At 65.7% G+C, this 16,853-nt stretch carries 16 protein-coding genes and 1 tRNA gene; 10 read left to right on the top strand and 7 right to left on the bottom strand.

Features of this window, described 5'->3' with window-relative positions:
* The coding region (locus GSQ92_RS30200; RefSeq protein WP_216856816.1) for a PfkB family carbohydrate kinase at positions 1–601 on the top strand (601 nt) is incomplete at its 5' end.
* Here GSQ92_RS30200 and GSQ92_RS11975 read toward each other — a convergent pair.
* The 4 genes from GSQ92_RS11975 to GSQ92_RS11960 all read right to left on the bottom strand — a co-directional run bounded on the left by GSQ92_RS11975 (position 595) and on the right by GSQ92_RS11960 (position 3,984).
* Positions 595–858, bottom strand: coding sequence for a DUF3072 domain-containing protein (locus tag GSQ92_RS11975; protein WP_158801837.1), 264 nt, complete (start codon positions 856–858; stop codon positions 595–597). The genes GSQ92_RS30200 and GSQ92_RS11975 overlap by 7 nt on opposite strands.
* Before the next feature lie 81 nt (positions 859–939).
* Positions 940–1,014, bottom strand: a tRNA-Gln gene (locus GSQ92_RS11970).
* Between the two features lie 18 nt (positions 1,015–1,032).
* The gene (locus GSQ92_RS11965) at positions 1,033–1,962 is read right to left on the bottom strand and encodes a 4-(cytidine 5'-diphospho)-2-C-methyl-D-erythritol kinase (RefSeq protein WP_158801838.1); all 930 of its coding nucleotides are present in this window, start codon (positions 1,960–1,962) and stop codon (positions 1,033–1,035) included.
* A gap of 81 nt (positions 1,963–2,043) precedes the next feature.
* Positions 2,044–3,984: a tetratricopeptide repeat protein gene (locus GSQ92_RS11960; RefSeq protein WP_159013502.1), complete on the bottom strand. Its 1,941-nt coding sequence runs from the start codon at positions 3,982–3,984 to the stop codon at positions 2,044–2,046.
* Positions 3,985–4,217: 233 nt separating this feature from the next.
* Here GSQ92_RS11960 and GSQ92_RS11955 point away from each other — a divergent pair, with 233 nt between their 5' ends.
* The 8 genes from GSQ92_RS11955 to GSQ92_RS11920 all read left to right on the top strand — a co-directional run bounded on the left by GSQ92_RS11955 (position 4,218) and on the right by GSQ92_RS11920 (position 12,849).
* Complete coding sequence (locus tag GSQ92_RS11955) at positions 4,218–5,225, top strand: aldo/keto reductase (protein ID WP_158801840.1); 1,008 nt, start codon at positions 4,218–4,220, stop codon at positions 5,223–5,225.
* A gap of 18 nt (positions 5,226–5,243) precedes the next feature.
* Positions 5,244–6,089, top strand: a complete 846-nt coding sequence (locus GSQ92_RS11950; protein WP_159013501.1) for a uracil-DNA glycosylase family protein — start codon at positions 5,244–5,246, stop codon at positions 6,087–6,089.
* Between the two features lie 253 nt (positions 6,090–6,342).
* A complete protein-coding gene (locus GSQ92_RS11945; RefSeq protein ID WP_158801842.1) occupies positions 6,343–8,055 on the top strand; it encodes a lytic transglycosylase domain-containing protein in 1,713 nt (570 codons plus the stop codon).
* A gap of 9 nt (positions 8,056–8,064) precedes the next feature.
* Positions 8,065–8,607, top strand: coding sequence for a molybdenum cofactor biosynthesis protein B (gene moaB / locus GSQ92_RS11940; protein WP_158801843.1), 543 nt, complete (start codon positions 8,065–8,067; stop codon positions 8,605–8,607).
* A gap of 24 nt (positions 8,608–8,631) precedes the next feature.
* The gene (gene recO, locus GSQ92_RS11935; RefSeq protein WP_159013500.1) at positions 8,632–9,399 is read left to right on the top strand and encodes a DNA repair protein RecO; all 768 of its coding nucleotides are present in this window, start codon (positions 8,632–8,634) and stop codon (positions 9,397–9,399) included.
* Entirely contained in the window at positions 9,392–11,608 is a 2,217-nt protein-coding gene (parC, locus tag GSQ92_RS11930; protein WP_159013499.1) for a DNA topoisomerase IV subunit A, read from the top strand. The genes recO and parC overlap by 8 nt, the downstream gene beginning before the upstream one ends.
* A gap of 120 nt (positions 11,609–11,728) precedes the next feature.
* Positions 11,729–12,166 (top strand): antitoxin Xre/MbcA/ParS toxin-binding domain-containing protein, encoded by a 438-nt coding sequence (locus GSQ92_RS11925; protein WP_158801846.1) that lies wholly within the window; start codon positions 11,729–11,731, stop codon positions 12,164–12,166.
* Complete coding sequence (locus tag GSQ92_RS11920; RefSeq protein ID WP_174246627.1) at positions 12,163–12,849, top strand: RES family NAD+ phosphorylase; 687 nt, start codon at positions 12,163–12,165, stop codon at positions 12,847–12,849. The genes GSQ92_RS11925 and GSQ92_RS11920 overlap by 4 nt, the downstream gene beginning before the upstream one ends.
* A 15-nt stretch (positions 12,850–12,864) precedes the next feature.
* Here GSQ92_RS11920 and GSQ92_RS11915 read toward each other — a convergent pair whose 3' ends face one another.
* Genes GSQ92_RS11915 through GSQ92_RS11905 form a run of 3 tightly spaced genes read right to left on the bottom strand, consistent with a single transcriptional unit; the run spans position 12,865 to position 16,380 of the window.
* A complete protein-coding gene (locus GSQ92_RS11915; protein ID WP_158801847.1) occupies positions 12,865–13,854 on the bottom strand; it encodes an ABC transporter permease in 990 nt (329 codons plus the stop codon).
* Positions 13,851–15,434, bottom strand: coding sequence for a sugar ABC transporter ATP-binding protein (locus GSQ92_RS11910; protein WP_216849939.1), 1,584 nt, complete (start codon positions 15,432–15,434; stop codon positions 13,851–13,853). The genes GSQ92_RS11915 and GSQ92_RS11910 overlap by 4 nt, the downstream gene beginning before the upstream one ends.
* A complete protein-coding gene (locus GSQ92_RS11905) occupies positions 15,424–16,380 on the bottom strand; it encodes a substrate-binding domain-containing protein (protein WP_158801848.1) in 957 nt (318 codons plus the stop codon). Before GSQ92_RS11905 ends, GSQ92_RS11910 begins: the two co-directional genes overlap by 11 nt.
* Before the next feature lie 285 nt (positions 16,381–16,665).
* Between GSQ92_RS11905 and GSQ92_RS30195 the strand changes: the two genes are divergently transcribed.
* A partial coding sequence (locus tag GSQ92_RS30195; RefSeq protein WP_216856815.1) for a hypothetical protein occupies positions 16,666–16,853 on the top strand: 188 nt, incomplete at its 3' end.

Below are 16,853 nucleotides of genomic sequence, written 5' to 3'. Positions count from 1 at the left end.
CGTGCCGGGAGCCGCCGCCGCGTTGACGGCGTTGGAGATAGACAACGCCGCGACGGCCTTCGCTGCCTCGAAAGTATTCCTCACGCAGCTTGAGACACCGCTTCCGCCCGTCTTACATGCGCTGCGACGCGCACGCGCGGCCGGGCTCGTCACCATCCTAAATCCGGCTCCTGCGGCGGAACTGCCCGACGAGGTGTTGGGGCTGGTCGACATCCTCACCCCAAATGAGACCGAGGCGGCGGCACTGTCCGGACTTCCCGTTCGCAATCCATCCGAGGCCGAAGCGGCCGCGGATGTGCTCATCGCCCGTGGCGCCGGCGCGGTCATCGTTACTCTCGGCCCCGCAGGGGCCATGTTGCGGCGGCAGGGACGAACCGTGCTGGCAGCCAGCCTGCGCGCGGGCCCTCTCGTGGATACGACAGGGGCAGGCGATTCGTTCAATGCCGCGATTGCCGTCGCGCTCGCCGAGGGCCGCTCGATTGAAGAGGCGCTTCCCTTCGCCTGCGCGGTCGCGGGGCTCAAGGTCACAAAGGCCGGCGCCGGCGCCGGGATGCCCCGCCGGGCGGAGGTGGAGGCGCTGCTTGCGCGCGGGCCTCAGTGATTCCGGCCGCGCCCGGTTGCCGACTGCAACTCATCGATGCGCTTGGAGGCATCCGCCTTCGATAAGTTGGCGTCAAACGCTTCGCCGGCCTCCTCGCTGAGTGTCTTGAGGTAGGAGGCCTGAGCGCCAGTCATGCTTTCTCCGCCGGTGGTCCAATCAGCGGGATCCTTGACCGTGTTGGAGGGCAGCTCGCCCTGCTCCGCTGTTTTCGGATTCGCCTCGGTCTGATCGTCCTGCACTTTGGTTCGAGTAGCCATGACGTCGCTCCGTTCCTGTTTCGTTCGAAACAGATAGAGTGGCGACGCTGGCAAACCAGAGGCTCGGCGATCACGGAGGCGTGGCTGGGGCGGGAGGATTCGAACCTCCGCGTGGCGGAATCAAAATCCGCTGCCTTACCGCTTGGCTACGCCCCAATCGCGAGCGGCGCCTGCTCATAAGGCCGAGGCGGGTGGCACGTAAAGACCTCCGCCCCATCGCCACCACGCTTCTGGCTGCAATCCCGCAGCGGCCACCCCGGCCGCTTCCGGATCCGCAAAGAGCGCGAAGCAAGTAGCCCCCGAACCGCTCATCCGGGCCAGCAGGCAACCCGGCAGCGCACGCAAGGCCGACAGCACCGATCCGATCGAAGGTTCCAGGCTGATCGCCGCCGCTTCCAGATCATTGGGCTCGCCCGTGAGCTGCGCGACCAGCGCGGTCAGGCTCGGCCACCCGGGCGATTCGGGCGCTTCGGGCGCTTCGGGAGAGTAAGGCACGCCAGAGCGAGCGCGGAAGATTGCGGCGGTGGAGACGGCCACTCCGGGATTTGCCAATATCAGCCCCAGCTGGGGCAAGGGGGGGAGCCCGGTCAATTTCTCGCCGATACCCCTCATCCGCGCGGGCAAACGGTCGACACACACCGGCACGTCCGCGCCGAGGCCGACCGCGATGCGACCCATGACGTCAGCGGGCGTCGCGAGGGTCCAGGCAAGATCGAGCAGACGCAGGGCGGCCGCCGCGTCTGATGAGCCACCGCCGATACCGGAAGCGATCGGCAGCGCCTTCTCCAGCACCAGGGCGCCTCGGGGCGCGATACCCGCCTCCGCCGCCAAGGCACGGGCAGCGCGCAGGACCAGGTTGTCGCTCTCGCCGCTCAGACTGGCGCCGAATGGGCCGCAGACGGTCAGCAACAGCGTGTCGGCCGGTTTTACCGACAAGCGGTCCCCGACACCCGCGAAGACCACGAGGCTATCGAGCAGATGGTAGCCATCCGCGCGTTTCCCGGTGACGCGCAGGCTGAGGTTTATCTTGGCTGGCGCGAAACCCAAAGCGTCGGTCGCGGTTTCCGGTGTCCCGGCCAACAGCCTGCCCGTCTGCCCGGTCATGGCACGCTAGGACGCCACGCGGCTCGGCCGAACCCGCAGGCATCGTTACGGGAATGATCTTTGACCGGCATCAGCCGCGCCTCAGTTTTTGGCTGGCAAAGGCGGCTTGATGATCGCGGGCGGGGTAGTTGGCGCAAGCGCCGGCGACGTAGCGGCTGGCGGCGTGGCGCCGGGCGGAATCGCCCCAGGTGTCGCGCCAGGAGACCCGGCGTCGGGGGCCTTTGTCGCCGGCTTCTCGCTCGGCTTCGCGGGCTGCGCGCCACCCGCCGCCGGAGCCTTCGCCGCTGGCGTGTTCACTGGAACCGGCGCGGTTGGCGTGGCCTCGGCAGTCTGAAGTTGCAGCTTGCCCAATAGCTCAGCCGTCAGGCCAGCGTCCGGACCGAGCTGCAACGCGCGGCGCCACTGGAACATCGCCTGCACCCGGCGGCCATCCGCCGCATAGGCGTCGCCGAGATGGGCGTTGATGGTCGGATCATCGGGGGCAAGCTGCACGGCGCGAGTCAGTGTCGCGACGGCTCCCTTCGCATCGCCCTGCCGCATCTGGACATAGCCAAGGCTATCGACGATGGCGCCGCTATCCGGCACCGCCCGCAGCGCCTGCTCGATCATCTGGCGAGCCTGCGGTAGATTCTGCTTCCGCACGGCCCAGCTATAGCCGAGGTAGTTGAGAACATCCGGTTGTGTCGGGGCCAGCTTCAGCGCCTGCTGCAAATCGGCCTGCGCGCGTGGCCAGTCGCCGCCGAGATCATAGGCCATGCCGCGATCGTAATAGACCAGCCAGATCACCGGGCTGCCCGTTGGCAAACGCTTGAGCGCGGCAGTGAAGGATGTCGCCGCATCATTGTAGTGCGCACCGCCGCGCTGAAGATCTCCCAGCGCCAGCAATGGCTCGGCGCTCCAGGGATAGGCCGCGGCGAGGTCGGTTAGCAGCCGGCGTGCATCGGCATCCTGGCCGAGCCGCGTTTCGAGCACCGCGCGACGCATGGCGGCGAGCGGATAGAGCGGATCGCTCTTGCCGATGCTGGCGAGAGGCGCCAGCGCCACAACGGCGTTGTGCCCGGTATCCGTGACGTCTGAGAGCAGCAACCGGGCGGCGGTGAAATCCGGCCTGAGCTGCAGGGCGAGCTGGAGCAGAATCAGCGTGGTCTGCTGATTGCGCAGCCGCACCGCCGCCGGGACCTGCTGCGAGTTCTGCTGGTCCTGCAAGGCACCGGCAAGATTGACATAGGCCTCCGCCAAACCGTCCGTCGCGTTCCGCACAGGGACAGTCGCGAGATGCGCCTTGAGTGCGGGCACCACCATCGCAAGCGCCAGATCGCCGTTCAGCCCATCCAGCACGCGGTAGGCTCCGGCCTTATCGCCCGAACGCAGATCCCAGCTCGCAACCACCTGCGCGAGCCGGAGATTGACGACGCCGACGCTGCCCTGCACCAAGCCGTAATTCTGCGCGGCGACCGCGATGCGGTCGGCCTGATCGGCGATGAGCGCTGTGTGCAAGGCGTAAATGCTGCGCAGGTTCGGCGCATTCGCCAGGGTCTGCAGCGTGGCGAGCGCGGCGTCTGTCTGGCCGGCGCCCCGCTGCGCCCATGCGATCAGCAACGGCTTCATGATCTTGGTGAGGCCGTCAGGCGTCGGGATGGACTGGTAGCGGTGCAGCGCGTCTTTCCAGCGCCCCGCTCGCGCGCTGGATCCGGCGAGCAGCAGCGCCGCCAGGGGATCATGGGGCACCCCGGTCGCCAGCGCGCTGGCGGTGCCATGATTGCCGGCGAGCAGCTCCAACAGGAAGGCCTCGCCCAGTAGGCCATTCGCGGCCGGGTCCTGCCGCAGCGCCTGACGCATGGCGCTGGCCGCCTGGGGGAAATCCATCCGGCTTGCGGCATATTGCCCGACCAGGAAATCGGCATAAGCGCCTCTACCGGGGGGCAGGGCACCAGCGGCGTCAGGTGGCGTACTCGCGGCGCAAGCGGAGAGCGCGGTCAAAGCCAGCAGAATGCTGCGGCAAAGCATGGGGCCATTTCTCATGGCGGGATGGTATCAGCGGTGGCGGCAGCGCACCATCCGGGCGACCTCGGCAGGCTGGTGCTTTTCCGCGATGTAATGCGGTTTGCGCTCCGGATAGTGTCCAGGTGAGATGTTCAGCGCTCCCGCATTACCGCTGAGCTTTCCGGTCGAATGGCTTGCCGGAGGCGACGGTTCGGAGGAAGCATCGGCGCCGCGGTGGCCAGCCGCGTTGCGCCTCTGGAGGAATAGCGACGATGTACAGCGTGACCTTGGGAAGCGACGGACCGCATGTCACGGGCCTGGGACTTGGCTGCATGGGCATGTCCGACTTCTACGGCGCCGCGGAGCATGACGAGAGCATCGCGACCCTGCGCGCCGCGCGCGACCGCGGCCTCGACTTCTTCGACACCGGCGACTTTTACGGCGCGGGCCACAACGAGCTGCTGTTGCGCGAGGCCTTCGACACCGCCGCCCGTCAGAAGCTGATTTACAGCGTGAAATTCGGCGCCATGCGCGATCCGGCGGGCGGCTTCGTCGGCTTCGACTGCCGGCCGGCCGCGGTGAAGAGCGCGCTCGCCTATTCCCTGCAGCGACTCGGCACGGACTATATCGATATCTACCGCCCCGCCCGCCTGGACCCTGAGGTGCCGATCGAGGAGACAGTCGGGGCGATCGCGCGGTTGGTGGAGGAAGGTTACGTCCGCCACATCGGCCTATCCGAAGTGGGTGTCGCGACCCTGCGGCGCGCCCAGGCGGTGCATCCGATCGCGGATCTGCAGATCGAATTCTCCCTTCTGGCACGCGGGATCGAAGCGGCGATTCTGCCAACCTGCCGCGAGCTTGGCATCGGCATCACCGCCTATGGCGTCCTAGGACGGGGGTTGTTGAGCGGGAGGTGGTCGCCGGACGGCGCGGTCGGCGACACGCGCAAGAACCTGCCTCGCTTCGGCGGCGCGAACCTCGCCCACAACCTCAAGATCGTCGAACGTCTGAAAGCCGTCGCGGTCGAAAAGGGCGTGACCGTCGGGCAACTGGCCATCGCCTGGGTCGCCTGCCAGGGACCCGACATCCTGCCTCTCGCCGGATCGCGGCGGCGGGACCAGTTGGAGGAGGCTCTGGCGGCGCTCGACATCGTCCTGACGCCCGCCGATCTGGAGCGGATCGGGGCCATCGCGCCGCCGGGCGCGGCGGCCGGAGACCGTTATGACCGCCACGGGATGGCGCGGCTCGACAGCGAGACGCCGGAGCCGACCGGGGCATGAGGGAGTCGCTCGCAGTCCATGGATGACCTGGCGCTCCTCCGCCTGCAGATCGAGTGGGGCGCCGACGAGGCGCTCGCCGACACGCCGTTCGACCGCTTGGCGGAACGTGCGAGCGGCGCCAGGCTGGCGGTCGAGAAAACGGCGCCGCCCGAGACCGAAAGCCCCGCCACGTCACCGGCAGCAGCCTTGCGCATGGACTCAGCACTCTCCACGCCCAGCTTGCGTTCCCCGGTGGCCTTCCTCGGCGGGGTCAACCGGCCGGCGCCCGCTCAAGCGGCGGCACTTGCAGCCTCCTGCGAGTCTCTGGAGGCGTTGCGCGCCGCCATAGCGGGCTTCGAGGGCTGCGCATTGCGCGACACCGCGACCAATCTGGTCTTCTCGGACGGCAATCCCGCGGCACCGATCATGATCATCGGCGAGGCTCCGGGCGGCGAAGAGGATCGCGCGGGTCGGCCTTTCGTTGGTCCCTCCGGCCAGTTGCTCGACCGCATGCTAGGGAGCATCGGGCTCGACCGAACCGGGGTTCTGATCACCAACATCATTCCCTGGCGGCCGCCCGGCAACCGGTCACCTTCGGATGTCGAGGTCGCGACCTGCCTGCCGTTCGTCATGCGCCACATCGCGCTGGTCGCCCCGCGCCATGTCCTTTTGCTGGGAGCAACGTCGGCCCGCGCGCTCACCGGCAATAGCCAGGGCATCCGGCGCATTCGCGGCAATTGGTATGATCTTGAAGTTCCCGGTATGGTTGAGCGAGTGCCAGCTTTAGCAACTTATCACCCAGCGTATCTAATGCGTACACCTAGCGCGAAAAGAGAAGCCTGGAACGACCTGATTTCACTGCAAGAACGAGTTCAAGATTACTAGCGATTACCAGTGTTCATTCCGTAATAGTACGTAAATAAACAATGAGCATTGAACCAAATCACCATTAACTGGCCGGAAATGCTTCCATGAGGGTTGCGATGCTGTAGCGTCTTGTTGTACCGGTCCTCGGATGCGAGGGATCGTCACTACGTTCTCCCGCCTTCTCAATGCCCGCGCTGTCATCGCGAGCGCTGCAATCCTTGCTGGAACGGCCGCGCCCGGTCTCCACGCTCGGGCGCAAGAGAGGGCCACGATGGACAACCAACCGCAGGACCAGGTGGCCTATGCGGTGCCGCGCGTGGCACCTCATGGTAGTGACGGCGTTGCGCTGCCGCAGCCGCTCAATCCCAGCGATGCCGCTCTCGTACGGCAAATTTTCGACCTTCAAGATCGCGGCAAGATCTCAGCCGCCGTGGACACCACGGCCCGGCTCTCCAACCGCATACTGCTCGGCCGCATCCTGGCCGACCGCTATCTCAGCCCACATACGCGCATCGGCGCGCCGGATCTGCGGCAATGGCTGGCGAACTATGGCGACCAGGCGGATGCCCCGGCGATCACCGCGCTCCTTCTTCGTCGGGTGAAGGTGCGCAAGGACATCCCGGCCGTGCCGGCGCTGCCCTCGCTCGCACTGCCGCAGGCTCGGGCAAGCGCCGATCTCGACTTGCGGCCCTCGGATAGCGGCGTCCGGCGACAGCCCGCTTTCGACGCCGGTGTCATCGGGCTGAGCCTCGGCGGCCAGATCAAACAGGCCGTCGCCAGCATCTCGGCGGCGCGGATCGATCCCCTATACGGCGCTACGCTGCGTGCCGAGGTGGCTCGCACCGCTTTCGCCAAGGACCGTAACGGCACCGCCCTCGTGATCGCGCGCCAGGCGATGCAGGAGTCGCATGGCCGTCTCGGCTTGCCCGCCTTTGTCGCCGGCCTCGCTGCCTGGCGTGGGAATGATGACGCGGCCGAAGCACTGTTTGGCCAGGCGGCTAATGCGCCCGCGGCTTCTCACGAGCTCGTCGCGGCGGCCTCCTACTGGGCGGCCCGCGCAGCGCTTCGGGCGGGCAAGGATATGGACTACCTCTCCTGGATGCGACGATCCGCCGCGAGCGGGGATGGGTTCTACGCCATGCTCGCCGATCATATGCTGGGGCAAGACTCGCCAACCGGTGTTTTCGCGAAGCAGACTTTGGGCCTCGCCGATCTCGACGCGCTCGCCAGCAATCCGCGGGCCGAGCGCGCTTTCGCGCTGCTGCAGGTCGGGCAGACCGACGCGGCCGAGGCAGAATTCCGGATGCTCTATCCTGAAATCTCCGGCGATCCGGGATTGCAGCGCGCGCTGATGCTGGTCGCCTGGCAGGCGGGCATGGCGACCTTGGCGAGCCAACTTGCGAGCCTAGATCCGACGCGCGGCAGCGCGACGCCGGTGGTGATCCCGCCGCGCTCGCTATTCCCGCGACACGGGCTGCATGTCGATCCGGCGCTGCTCTATGCGCTGGTCAGGGTCGAATCCAACTTCGACACCAAGGCGGTTTCGGGTGCCGGGGCGCAGGGGCTGCTGCAGCTCATGCCAGCGACCGCCGCTTTCATGAACCATACGGGCAGCGGACACGTTCAGCGCCGCGCCTCAGGCTTGGCCGACCCCGCTTTCAACCTTGAGATGGGCCAGCGTTACCTGAACTATCTGGCGCAACAGACCGATGGCGATCTGCTGCGGATTCTTGTGAGCTACAATGCGGGTCCGACCCAAGCTGACGGCTGGGACAATGCCGCCATCGCGATGCAGGACCCTCTGCTGTATATCGAGATGATCCCGAACCCGGAGACTCGGCACTTCGTATTTGGCGTCTTGCGCTATAGCTGGGCTTACGCGGCGCAGTTGCGGCTCCCCTCGGCGAGTCTGGATGCTCTGGCGGAGGGACAATTCCCCCGTATGACCGCCACCGCCATGGCGGGGTCGCCGACGATCCACTAATATCGGTGGATGGCTGCGGACCCTGTCTTCCTCCCCGTCAACATCGCCGTCCTGACCGTTTCCGATACGCGAAGCCTTGCCGATGATCGCTCGGGCGATACGCTTGTCGCGCGCATCGCGGCGGCGGGGCATCGCGTCGCCGACCGGCGGATCGAGCGGGATGATGCCCTGGCCATCACCGCCGCGCTGCGCGGCTGGATCGCCGATCCCTCGATCGATGTGGTGATCACCACCGGCGGCACCGGCGTCACCGGGCGAGACGTGACGCCCGAGGCCTTCGCGCAGGTGCTCGAAAAGGAAATCACCGGCTTCGGCGAACTCTTCCGGATGCTGAGCTATGCCAAGATCGGCTCGTCAACGATCCAATCCCGTGCGCTCGGTGGTGTGGCCGGGGGCACCTATCTCTTCGCTCTGCCCGGCAGCACGGGCGCCGTCAAAGACGGCTGGGACGACATTCTGGTCACACAGCTCGACAGCCGCCACCGCCCCTGCAACCTCGTCGAGCTTATGCCGCGCCTGAAGGAGCACCTGCCCTCCTCCAGCCAGACATAAACATATCTTTATGTGTGGTAGCTGATGGAATGGGAGGCGCCGGGGCTCGTGCTTGACGGTCGCGCCTATGGCGAGGGCGACCTGATCGTCTCCGTTTTCACTGAGGAACATGGCGTCCATCGCGGTCTTGCGCGGGGTGGGGCGTCTCGGGGACGCGCCGCAAGCTGGCAGGCGGGCAACCTGCTTCACTTGCGGTGGGTCGGACGTCTGCCGGACCAGCTCGGCAGTATCACCGGCGAAGTCATTCAGGCGACCGCCGCTTCCGCTATGGCGGAGGCCGGGCCGCTCGCGCTTCTGCGCGCCGCCTGTGCTGTGGCGGCTGGCGCGTTGCCTGAGCGAGAGGGGCATCCGCGCGTGTTCCTCGGACTGCTGCGTCTGCTGGCCGGCGCCGGAGCCGGCGTTGCGACCGCCGGCGATCTGGCGCGTTGGGAGATGACCCTGCTCGCCGATCTCGGCTATGGACTCGACATCACCCAATGCGCCGTAACGGGCGCCACGGACGACCTGCATTACGTCTCGCCCCGCACCGGCCGGGCGGTGGCCAAGGCCGCCGTCGGGATTTGGCGCGAGCGGCTGCTGCGACTGCCCCCCTTCCTGCGTGACCCCGAGGCGAGCGGCGACGACACGGAATGGCGGGATGCGCTGCGGCTGACCGGCCATTTCCTGGAGCGAGACGCGTTCGGCCACCAGCATCGGCCGCTTCCCGAACCGCGGCGGCATCTCTATGAGACGCTCGACGCGGCGATCCGTTCGCGATCCGTTCCCGTTGCTCCTGGGGGTGCCGATGCCTGATGACCTCGCCGGCCATATCGAGGACGCGCCGCTCGCCGATGCTCTGGGCGAGCGCTACCTCGCCTACGCGCTCTCCACCATCATGTCGCGCAGCCTGCCGGACGTGCGGGACGGGTTGAAGCCGGTCCATCGCCGGCTGGTCTACGCGATGCACCAGCTACGGCTGGACCCGGCGGCGGCGTTCAAGAAATGCGCCCGCGTGGTGGGTGACGTGATGGGTAAGTTCCATCCCCACGGCGACGCCTCGATCTACGAGGCCATGGTGCGGCTCGCGCAGGATTTCGCGGTGCGCTATCCGCTGGTCGAAGGCCAGGGGAATTTCGGCAATATCGACGGCGATAACGCGGCGGCGATGCGTTACACTGAGGCTCGGCTAACCACCATCGCCCAGGCCCTGCTGGAGGGGATCGACGAGGACGCCGTCGATTTCCGCGCCACCTATGACGGCGAGGAGCAGGAGCCGTTGGTGCTGCCCGGCGCCTTCCCGAACCTGCTCGCCAACGGGGCCGCCGGTATCGCCGTAGGCATGGCGACCTCCATCCCGCCGCATAACGCCGGAGAAATCTGCGCCGCCGCGACCTTGCTCATTCGCAAGCCTCAGGCGACTACCGCCGAGTTGCTGCAGTTCATGCCGGGTCCCGACTTCCCCACCGGCGGCGAGTTGGTCGAGGACGGCGCGGCAATTCTGCAGGCTTACGAGACTGGACGCGGCAGCTTCCGGCTGCGCGCGCGCTGGAGCGTGGAGCATGGCAAGCACGGCACCTGGACCATTGTCGTCACCGAAATCCCCTATCAGGTGCAGAAGTCGCGGCTGATCGAGCAGATCGCGGCATTGATGGAGGAACGGAAACTTCCGTTGCTCGCCGATGTTCGGGACGAGAGCGCCGAACTGGTGCGCATGGTTCTCGAACCGAAAAGCCGCACGGTCGAGCCATCGATGCTGATGGAGAGCCTGTTCCGCGCGACGCAACTCGAGACGCGTGTGCCGCTGAATATGAATGTGCTCGATGCGACACGCACCCCGCGCGTGATGCCGTTGCGCGACGTGTTGCGGGCCTGGCTCGATCACCGGCACGAGGTGCTGGTGCGGCGGTCGCGCCACCGGCTGACCGCGATCGAGCGCCGGCTTGAGATTCTCGACGGCTATCTCGCGGTCTTTCTCAATCTCGACGAGGTGATTCGTATCATCCGCGAGGAGGATGAGCCAAAACCCGCGCTGATGCGGCGTTTCGAGATTTCGGATTTGCAGGCCGAGGCAATTCTCAACATGCGGCTGCGTTCGTTGCGCCGCTTGGAGGAGATCGAGCTTCGCAAGGAACACAAGTCTCTCACGAAGGAAGGCAAGGATCTCCGCACGCTGCTCGATAAGGAAGGCATGCGCTGGGACCGCATCGCACAGGAAGTGGAGAAGACGCGCGCCGCCTTTGGCCAGGGTCCGCCGGGCGACCGGCGCACGACCATGGGCGCGGCGCCGCCCGTGGTGGAAATCGACGAGGCGTCTCTGGTGGAGCGCGAGCCGATCACGGTGATCCTGTCGCAGAAGGGCTGGGTGCGCGCGGTGCGCGGGCATCTCGCGAATGATGCTGAGCTACGCTTCAAGGAAGGCGATGCGCTACGCTCCATCGTGGCCTGCGAGACGACCGACCGGCTGTGCCTGCTCGCGACGAACGGCCGCGCCTATACGCTGAAGGCGGCGGATATTCCGCGCGGTCGCGGCGATGGCCAGCCGGTGCGGCTGCTCGCGGAGTTCGGCAACGAGGATGAAGTGGTGGCGTTCTTCACCTGGACCGCGGAGGCCCGATTCCTGCTCGCCTCCTCGCCTGGGCGGGGTTTTCTCGTGAAGGCCGAGGATCTGTTGTCCGAGCGTAAGGCCGGCAAGCAGGTTCTCAACGTGAAGCCCGGCGAGGAGTTGGCCTTATGCGTGGAGGCCGTTGGCGACCACATCGCTGTGGTGGGCGAGAACCGGAAGATGTTGGTGTTCCCTCTGGCCGAGGTGCCGGAGATGGCGCGCGGTACCGGGGTGCAGCTGCAACGCTATAAGGAAGGCGGCATCGCCGATGCGCGGATTTTCCGTCTGGCGGACGGGTTGAGCTGGAAGAGCGGGGAGCGGGTGCGGACCGAGACGAACCTGCGCGACTGGCTGGGAAGTCGTGCCCAGGCGGGTCGCCAGCCGCCGGTGGGCTTTCCCCGGTCGGGGCGGTTCACCTAGGACTTGCGGAGGCGGCCCGGATGGCCGTCAACACGATCAGGTCGCCGCCCTGCGACACGTGATGCTTGACATTGCGCCATTCACTCCGATTCTGGAGTTATCGCAAATTAGGCGCCTCCGTTGTCGATCCACCTCTCCTACCCCGTCACACGCTACGAGCTTGCCCCGCTCATCGACCTCTCTGACCGAACCGAACGGGAGCGGCTGAGTGGGGCGGGGCTGACGGCGTTCTTTGCCATCATGCAGAGGTGGAAAATCCGGGACGAGGATGCGCGCCGCCTCCTCGGCACGATGTCCAACGGCAGTTTCTATGAACTCAAGAAGGATCATGGCCGGCTGCTGGACGAGGACCGGTTGCGGCGGGTTTCCTATCTCGTCGGCGTCTTCAAAGCGTTGAACATCCTCTATGGCGAGGCGCTGGCCGATCGCTGGATGACGATGCCCAATAGCAATCGAATCTTTGCCGACATGACGCCCCTCGCCTATCTCATCCGCGGCGGATTGCCTGCCTTCCAGACGCTGCGGCGGCTGCTCGATGCGCGCCGGGGCGGAATGTGACACCGCGGCTCACGGCACTTCGCCAGAACGATACCCACCGGCTCATCTCTTCCAAATACAGCGACAACGGCGCGAGCGTGCTGGCGCGCCTTACGGCGGACGAGAAGACGCTGGCGGCAATCTTCGATCTCGACCACGCCACCAACGAGCGGCTGCTGGCGGAGAATGAACGGCAGCCGGGGATCGCGCGGGAGGAATTGCTCGGCCCCTCGCCTTGTTTTCGCATCGTCAATGCCGCCTTCACGCATGCGCATCCGCTTGGCAGCCGCTTCAACGGACCGGATCGCGGTGCGTGGTATGCCGCTTTCGAGCTGGGCGCCGCGCAGGCCGAGGTCGCCTGGCACAAGTCGGTGGAATTGGGGGAAATCGGCTACTTCACCGATTCCATGACCTATGACAGCTACCTCGCCGACTTCTCCGCCGCCTTCCACGATATCCGAAACGATGCGGGTTTCGCCGGCTGCCTCGATCCCAACGACTACCGGAAATCGCAGCTTCTGGCCGAAACTTTGGTCGAGACGGGGTCCGCCGGTATCGTCTATCCGAGCGTGCGATACCCGGCCGGGACGTGTCTGGCCTGTTTCCGGCCTGGGTTGGTGACGCATGTGCGGAAACATGCGCGCTATCGGTTCAGCTGGAGTGGCTCGCCGGTACCCGATATCGCGCTGGAAACCACCTACTGACCACGCAATGAATTCTCACCGGTTCGCGTAGCGGCGGCCAAGGCTGCTTAGCCCGACGGCGAGGATCAGGATCGCGCCCTGGAAAACGTATTGATAGAAGGTGGGCGCTCCGAAAATCGCCAAGCCGTTGAAGCCGATGGCGATGATCAGCCCCCCGAATAGTGTGCCGATGATGTGGAACTCGCCGTCCCGCAAGGTAGCCGACCCCAGGAAGACCGCGGCGAAAGCGGTAAGCAGATAGCTATCGGCGGCGCTGGTGGTGCCGCTGCCCAAAGCCGAGGCCAGAAGGATGCCGGTGATCGCGGCGCAGACACCCGCCACCATGAAGCCCATGATCTTGATGCGATCGACACGGATGCCGCTGAACCGCGCGGCGAGCGGATTGCCGCCCACCGCCTGGATGCTTTGACCAATGGAAGTGCGCTCGACCAAAACCCAAAGCAGAGCTGTCACGACAATCATGATGAGCACGTTGTGCGGAATGCCCCACAATCTCCCCAAGGCGATATTGACAAAGCTATCGGGCACGCCCGCGGCAATTGGGGCGCCGCTGGAATAGGCGAAGTTCAGGCCTACGACGATCGTGCCGGTGCCGAGTGTGGCAATCACCGAATTGACGCCGACTTTAGTGACGATGAGGCCGTTGATCAGACCGATCAGCGCGCCGACCAGCAGCACGATCGGAATTGCAACGGCCGGCGGCAGACCGTCATTGACCATGAGGCCGGTGACGAGAACGCCCTCGAAACTGGCGGCGAAACCGATGCTGAGGTCTAGCTCGCCGACGATGACGGCAACGGTCAGGCCGCCCGCAATGATCAAGGCGAGCGCTGCCTGGTTGAGAACGTTGATGCCGTTCGACAGCGTCGGAAAGGCGGCGGGTGCCATGGCGGAGAATGCGCCGATCATGATCACCAGCCCGACGATCGTGCCGTATTTGGCCAGCAGCGACGGCAGCGCGCTGGTTTTCTCCTGCTCGGGCGCGGCGCCTGACGCGGTCGTCATGATGGCTGAGATTCCTCGGTGCTGAGATAGCTGGCCTGGACCAGGGCCTCGCGGGTGATGGCAGCGCCGCGCAGCTCCGTGGCGATGCGGCCCTCCACCATGACGAGGACGCGGTCGCAGAGGCCCGGCAGTTCCTCCGTCTCGGAGGAAATCACGATGATCGACACGCCTTGAGTGGCAAGTTCGCGGATGATGCGATGGATTTCCTGGCGCGCGCCGATATCGACGCCGCGCGATGGTTCGTCGAGGATGAGCACGCGCAGACTACGCGAAAGCCATTTGCCGATCACGACTTTCTGCTGATTGCCGCCGCTGAGTCGGCCGACAGGCGTCGCGACATTGGGCATCTTGATGAGCAGCCGCTGGCTCATCTCCTGCGCCTGTTTATCGCGGCGCCGCATGCTCATAAGTGGCAAAGGTGGCGCGACATGCAGGCCGAGCAGCGAGGTCAGGCTGAGGTTGAAGGCCACGCTCTTCGCCAGCACCAGGCCCTCCGAGCGCCGTTCCTCGGGCACTAGACCCACACCCGCCTCGACCGCATCATGCGGAGTGCGCGGCGTGAAAGCGCGGCCACAGAGCGTCATCTGGCCGCCCTGCATGGCATCGGCGCCGAAGATCAGCCGCACGGTCTCGCTGCGGCCGGAGCCAACGAGGCCACCCAGACCGAGCACCTCGCCCTTATGGAGGTCGAAGCTGACATCGCGTACGGCACTGCCGCGACGGAGGTTCCGGACGCTGAGCGCAATCTCGTCGCTTTCCGGAGCGATCACGTTTGCAGCGGCGAGCGCGAAAGTCTCCGGCTTGTCCGTGCCGACGATCGCTTCGACCAGGCGGGCGCGGTTGAGGCTAGCACGGTCGATTTGCGCAGCGAGCAGGCCGTCCCGGAAAGCTGTCACGTGGTGGCAGAGGCCAGTGATCTCATCAAGCCTATGCGAGACGTACAACACCGCGACGCCATTGCCCGAAAGGTCGCGCACGATGCGGAACAGGTTGTCGCATTCATGGGCCGAGAGGGACGCGGTGGGTTCGTCCATCACGATGAGACGCGATCGGCGCACCAGGGCACGGCAGATCGAGACCAGCCAGCCTTCGGCCACGCTCAACGCGGCAGCGGGAGTTTCAAGCGAAAACCTGATGCCGACGCGGGTGGCAATGGGCTGGACGAGCTGACGCACGCGGCGCCAGTCGACCAGGCCGAGCGTGCTGGCTTTGGGAACGCCGAGCATGATGTTTTGCAGCGCCGACATCCGCGGTACGAGGTTGAGCTCCTGGTGGATGAAGCTCAGCCCGAGCGCGGTCGCCTGATCCGGCGTCGCGATGGAGACGGGCGTGCCGTCCACGGAGATTTCGCCTGCGTCCGGGGATTCCAGCCCAGCGAGGATCTTGATTAGCGTGGACTTGCCGGCGCCGTTCGCACCGACAAGCCCATGGATCTCGCCAGCGCGAAGGTCGAGATCGACACCCTTTAGCGCGCGCACACCGCCATAGTGCTTGCGCAGGCCGGTGACGCGAACCAGTGAAGATACGGTCGCTGGTGTAGCGGTCTCCGCGCCGACAGGCTGGATGGCGCTATTTCCCAAGAGCGTCGGGATGTTCCTTGATGAAGTCAGCGACGGTCGCCGACGTCACCACGACGGGAGGAACCTCGACAGCCTTGGGCTGCCACGACTTTCCAGCGGCGATGGCATCGGCGACCGTATCGACTAGCGTGACGCCCTCCTGTTCGCTGTTCTGCCAAGCCGTGGCTTCCATGAAGCCCTTCTGGATCGCAGCGATGGCCTGGGCGTTGCCGTTCTCGCCATAGACCTTCACATCCGTCCGCATCTGCTGGCGGAGCGCGGAGATGGCGCCGATCGCTGGATCGTCCCAGCAACCCCAGATCGCGAGCTTGCCGCCGGCCGGATGTGCCGCGAGCCAGGCGGTGGCGTATTGCGCGCCGTCCTGGAAATAGCCGGGAATGCGGACCTCGTTCTTGGTGACCTTGATCCCCGGCGTCTTGGCGAGAATGCCATCCATCACCTCCTCGCGCTGCCGGCACACCTCGCCGGTGTGATAGGTCAAAGCGAGCAGTGAGCCGTTGGGACCGAGGTAAGCGGCAGCGGCGGTGATGATCGGGATGGCCAGGGGACCACCGCTGCCATTGGTCGCGACGATGCCGTTGCCGAGCCCACCACCCCAGGTCGCGACCGGAATATTGGCGGCCCTAGCGGCGGCCAGGCCCGCGCCGAGTGAGGTTGCTGGAAAGACGAGATCGATGATCGCGCCGGCTTTCCGCTGCACGAGATTCTGAATCGCGGCATTCGCCTGATCGGCGCTGCCTGCCGCGTCGATAACCGAAACGGTCCAGCCCTTAGCCGCCGCTTCCTTCTGCGCGCCTCGAATGAATCGCGCGTTATTGGCTTCGTTCGCGGAAATCGAGACGAGGCCAAGGAGGAATTTCGGAGATTGCGCCTGTGCGTGAGGCAGTTGGCCCCAGAGCACGGGCACCACGACTGCGGCCAGCAAAAGCAGACGGTGGGTCCGCATCGGGCGTCCTCCTGGATATATCTCTTTGGACAAGAGCATTTTTATGTGGAACCTCGCGGCTCAACCGCAGGCTAGAGGATCAGTCGAGACGGGGTCAATGGGGCGGGAGTTGTGCGCTAACGGGTTAGCAATGAGTTTGGTCTAGCTTTCAACCGACCTTGAAGATCTGCCGTTCCGTACCGTTTCCGTTATGGTGGGATTGATCGGTAAACCGCGACAGCAACACAGAACAGGAACCCGGACCTTGAACTTTCTCTACGAACTTGTCGCTAACCCGTCAGGGACTTGGGCCGCCGCTTCGATGCCGACCAGGATTGTCGCTATCAGCTTAAGTGTCGCGCTCATCTACATGATCGGCAGCGCGATCGTACGCGCGGCAACGACGCGCAGGTAGGTGCTAGTGTCCTGATTCCGAAGTTTCTATCCACATCTCTGCTGGACGTCGACGGTTCTTTGGCAGAAGCGCTGGATTG

The organism is Acidisoma sp. S159 (assembly GCF_009766125.1).
In the GTDB taxonomy this organism is placed as follows: Bacteria; Pseudomonadota; Alphaproteobacteria; order Acetobacterales; family Acetobacteraceae; genus Acidisoma.
Note: the sequence above shows the minus strand (reverse complement) of the source record. Positions and strands in the feature narration are given on the sequence as shown.

Excerpts from the sequence above, each read along its gene's own strand:
- GSQ92_RS11945 (WP_158801842.1), top strand. The coding sequence starts at position 6,343 with ATGGACAACCAACCGCAGGACCAGGTGGCCTATGCGGTGCCGCGCGTG.
- GSQ92_RS11915 (WP_158801847.1), bottom strand. The coding sequence starts at position 13,854 with ATGACGACCGCGTCAGGCGCCGCGCCCGAGCAGGAGAAAACCAGCGCG.
- recO (WP_159013500.1), top strand. The coding sequence starts at position 8,632 with ATGGAATGGGAGGCGCCGGGGCTCGTGCTTGACGGTCGCGCCTATGGC.
- GSQ92_RS11965 (WP_158801838.1), bottom strand. The coding sequence starts at position 1,962 with ATGACCGGGCAGACGGGCAGGCTGTTGGCCGGGACACCGGAAACCGCG.
- GSQ92_RS11950 (WP_159013501.1), top strand. The coding sequence starts at position 5,244 with ATGGATGACCTGGCGCTCCTCCGCCTGCAGATCGAGTGGGGCGCCGAC.
- GSQ92_RS11905 (WP_158801848.1), bottom strand. The coding sequence starts at position 16,380 with ATGCGGACCCACCGTCTGCTTTTGCTGGCCGCAGTCGTGGTGCCCGTG.
- parC (WP_159013499.1), top strand. The coding sequence starts at position 9,392 with ATGCCTGATGACCTCGCCGGCCATATCGAGGACGCGCCGCTCGCCGAT.
- moaB (WP_158801843.1), top strand. The coding sequence starts at position 8,065 with ATGGCTGCGGACCCTGTCTTCCTCCCCGTCAACATCGCCGTCCTGACC.
- GSQ92_RS11975 (WP_158801837.1), bottom strand. The coding sequence starts at position 858 with ATGGCTACTCGAACCAAAGTGCAGGACGATCAGACCGAGGCGAATCCG.
- GSQ92_RS11960 (WP_159013502.1), bottom strand. The coding sequence starts at position 3,984 with ATGAGAAATGGCCCCATGCTTTGCCGCAGCATTCTGCTGGCTTTGACC.
- GSQ92_RS11955 (WP_158801840.1), top strand. The coding sequence starts at position 4,218 with ATGTACAGCGTGACCTTGGGAAGCGACGGACCGCATGTCACGGGCCTG.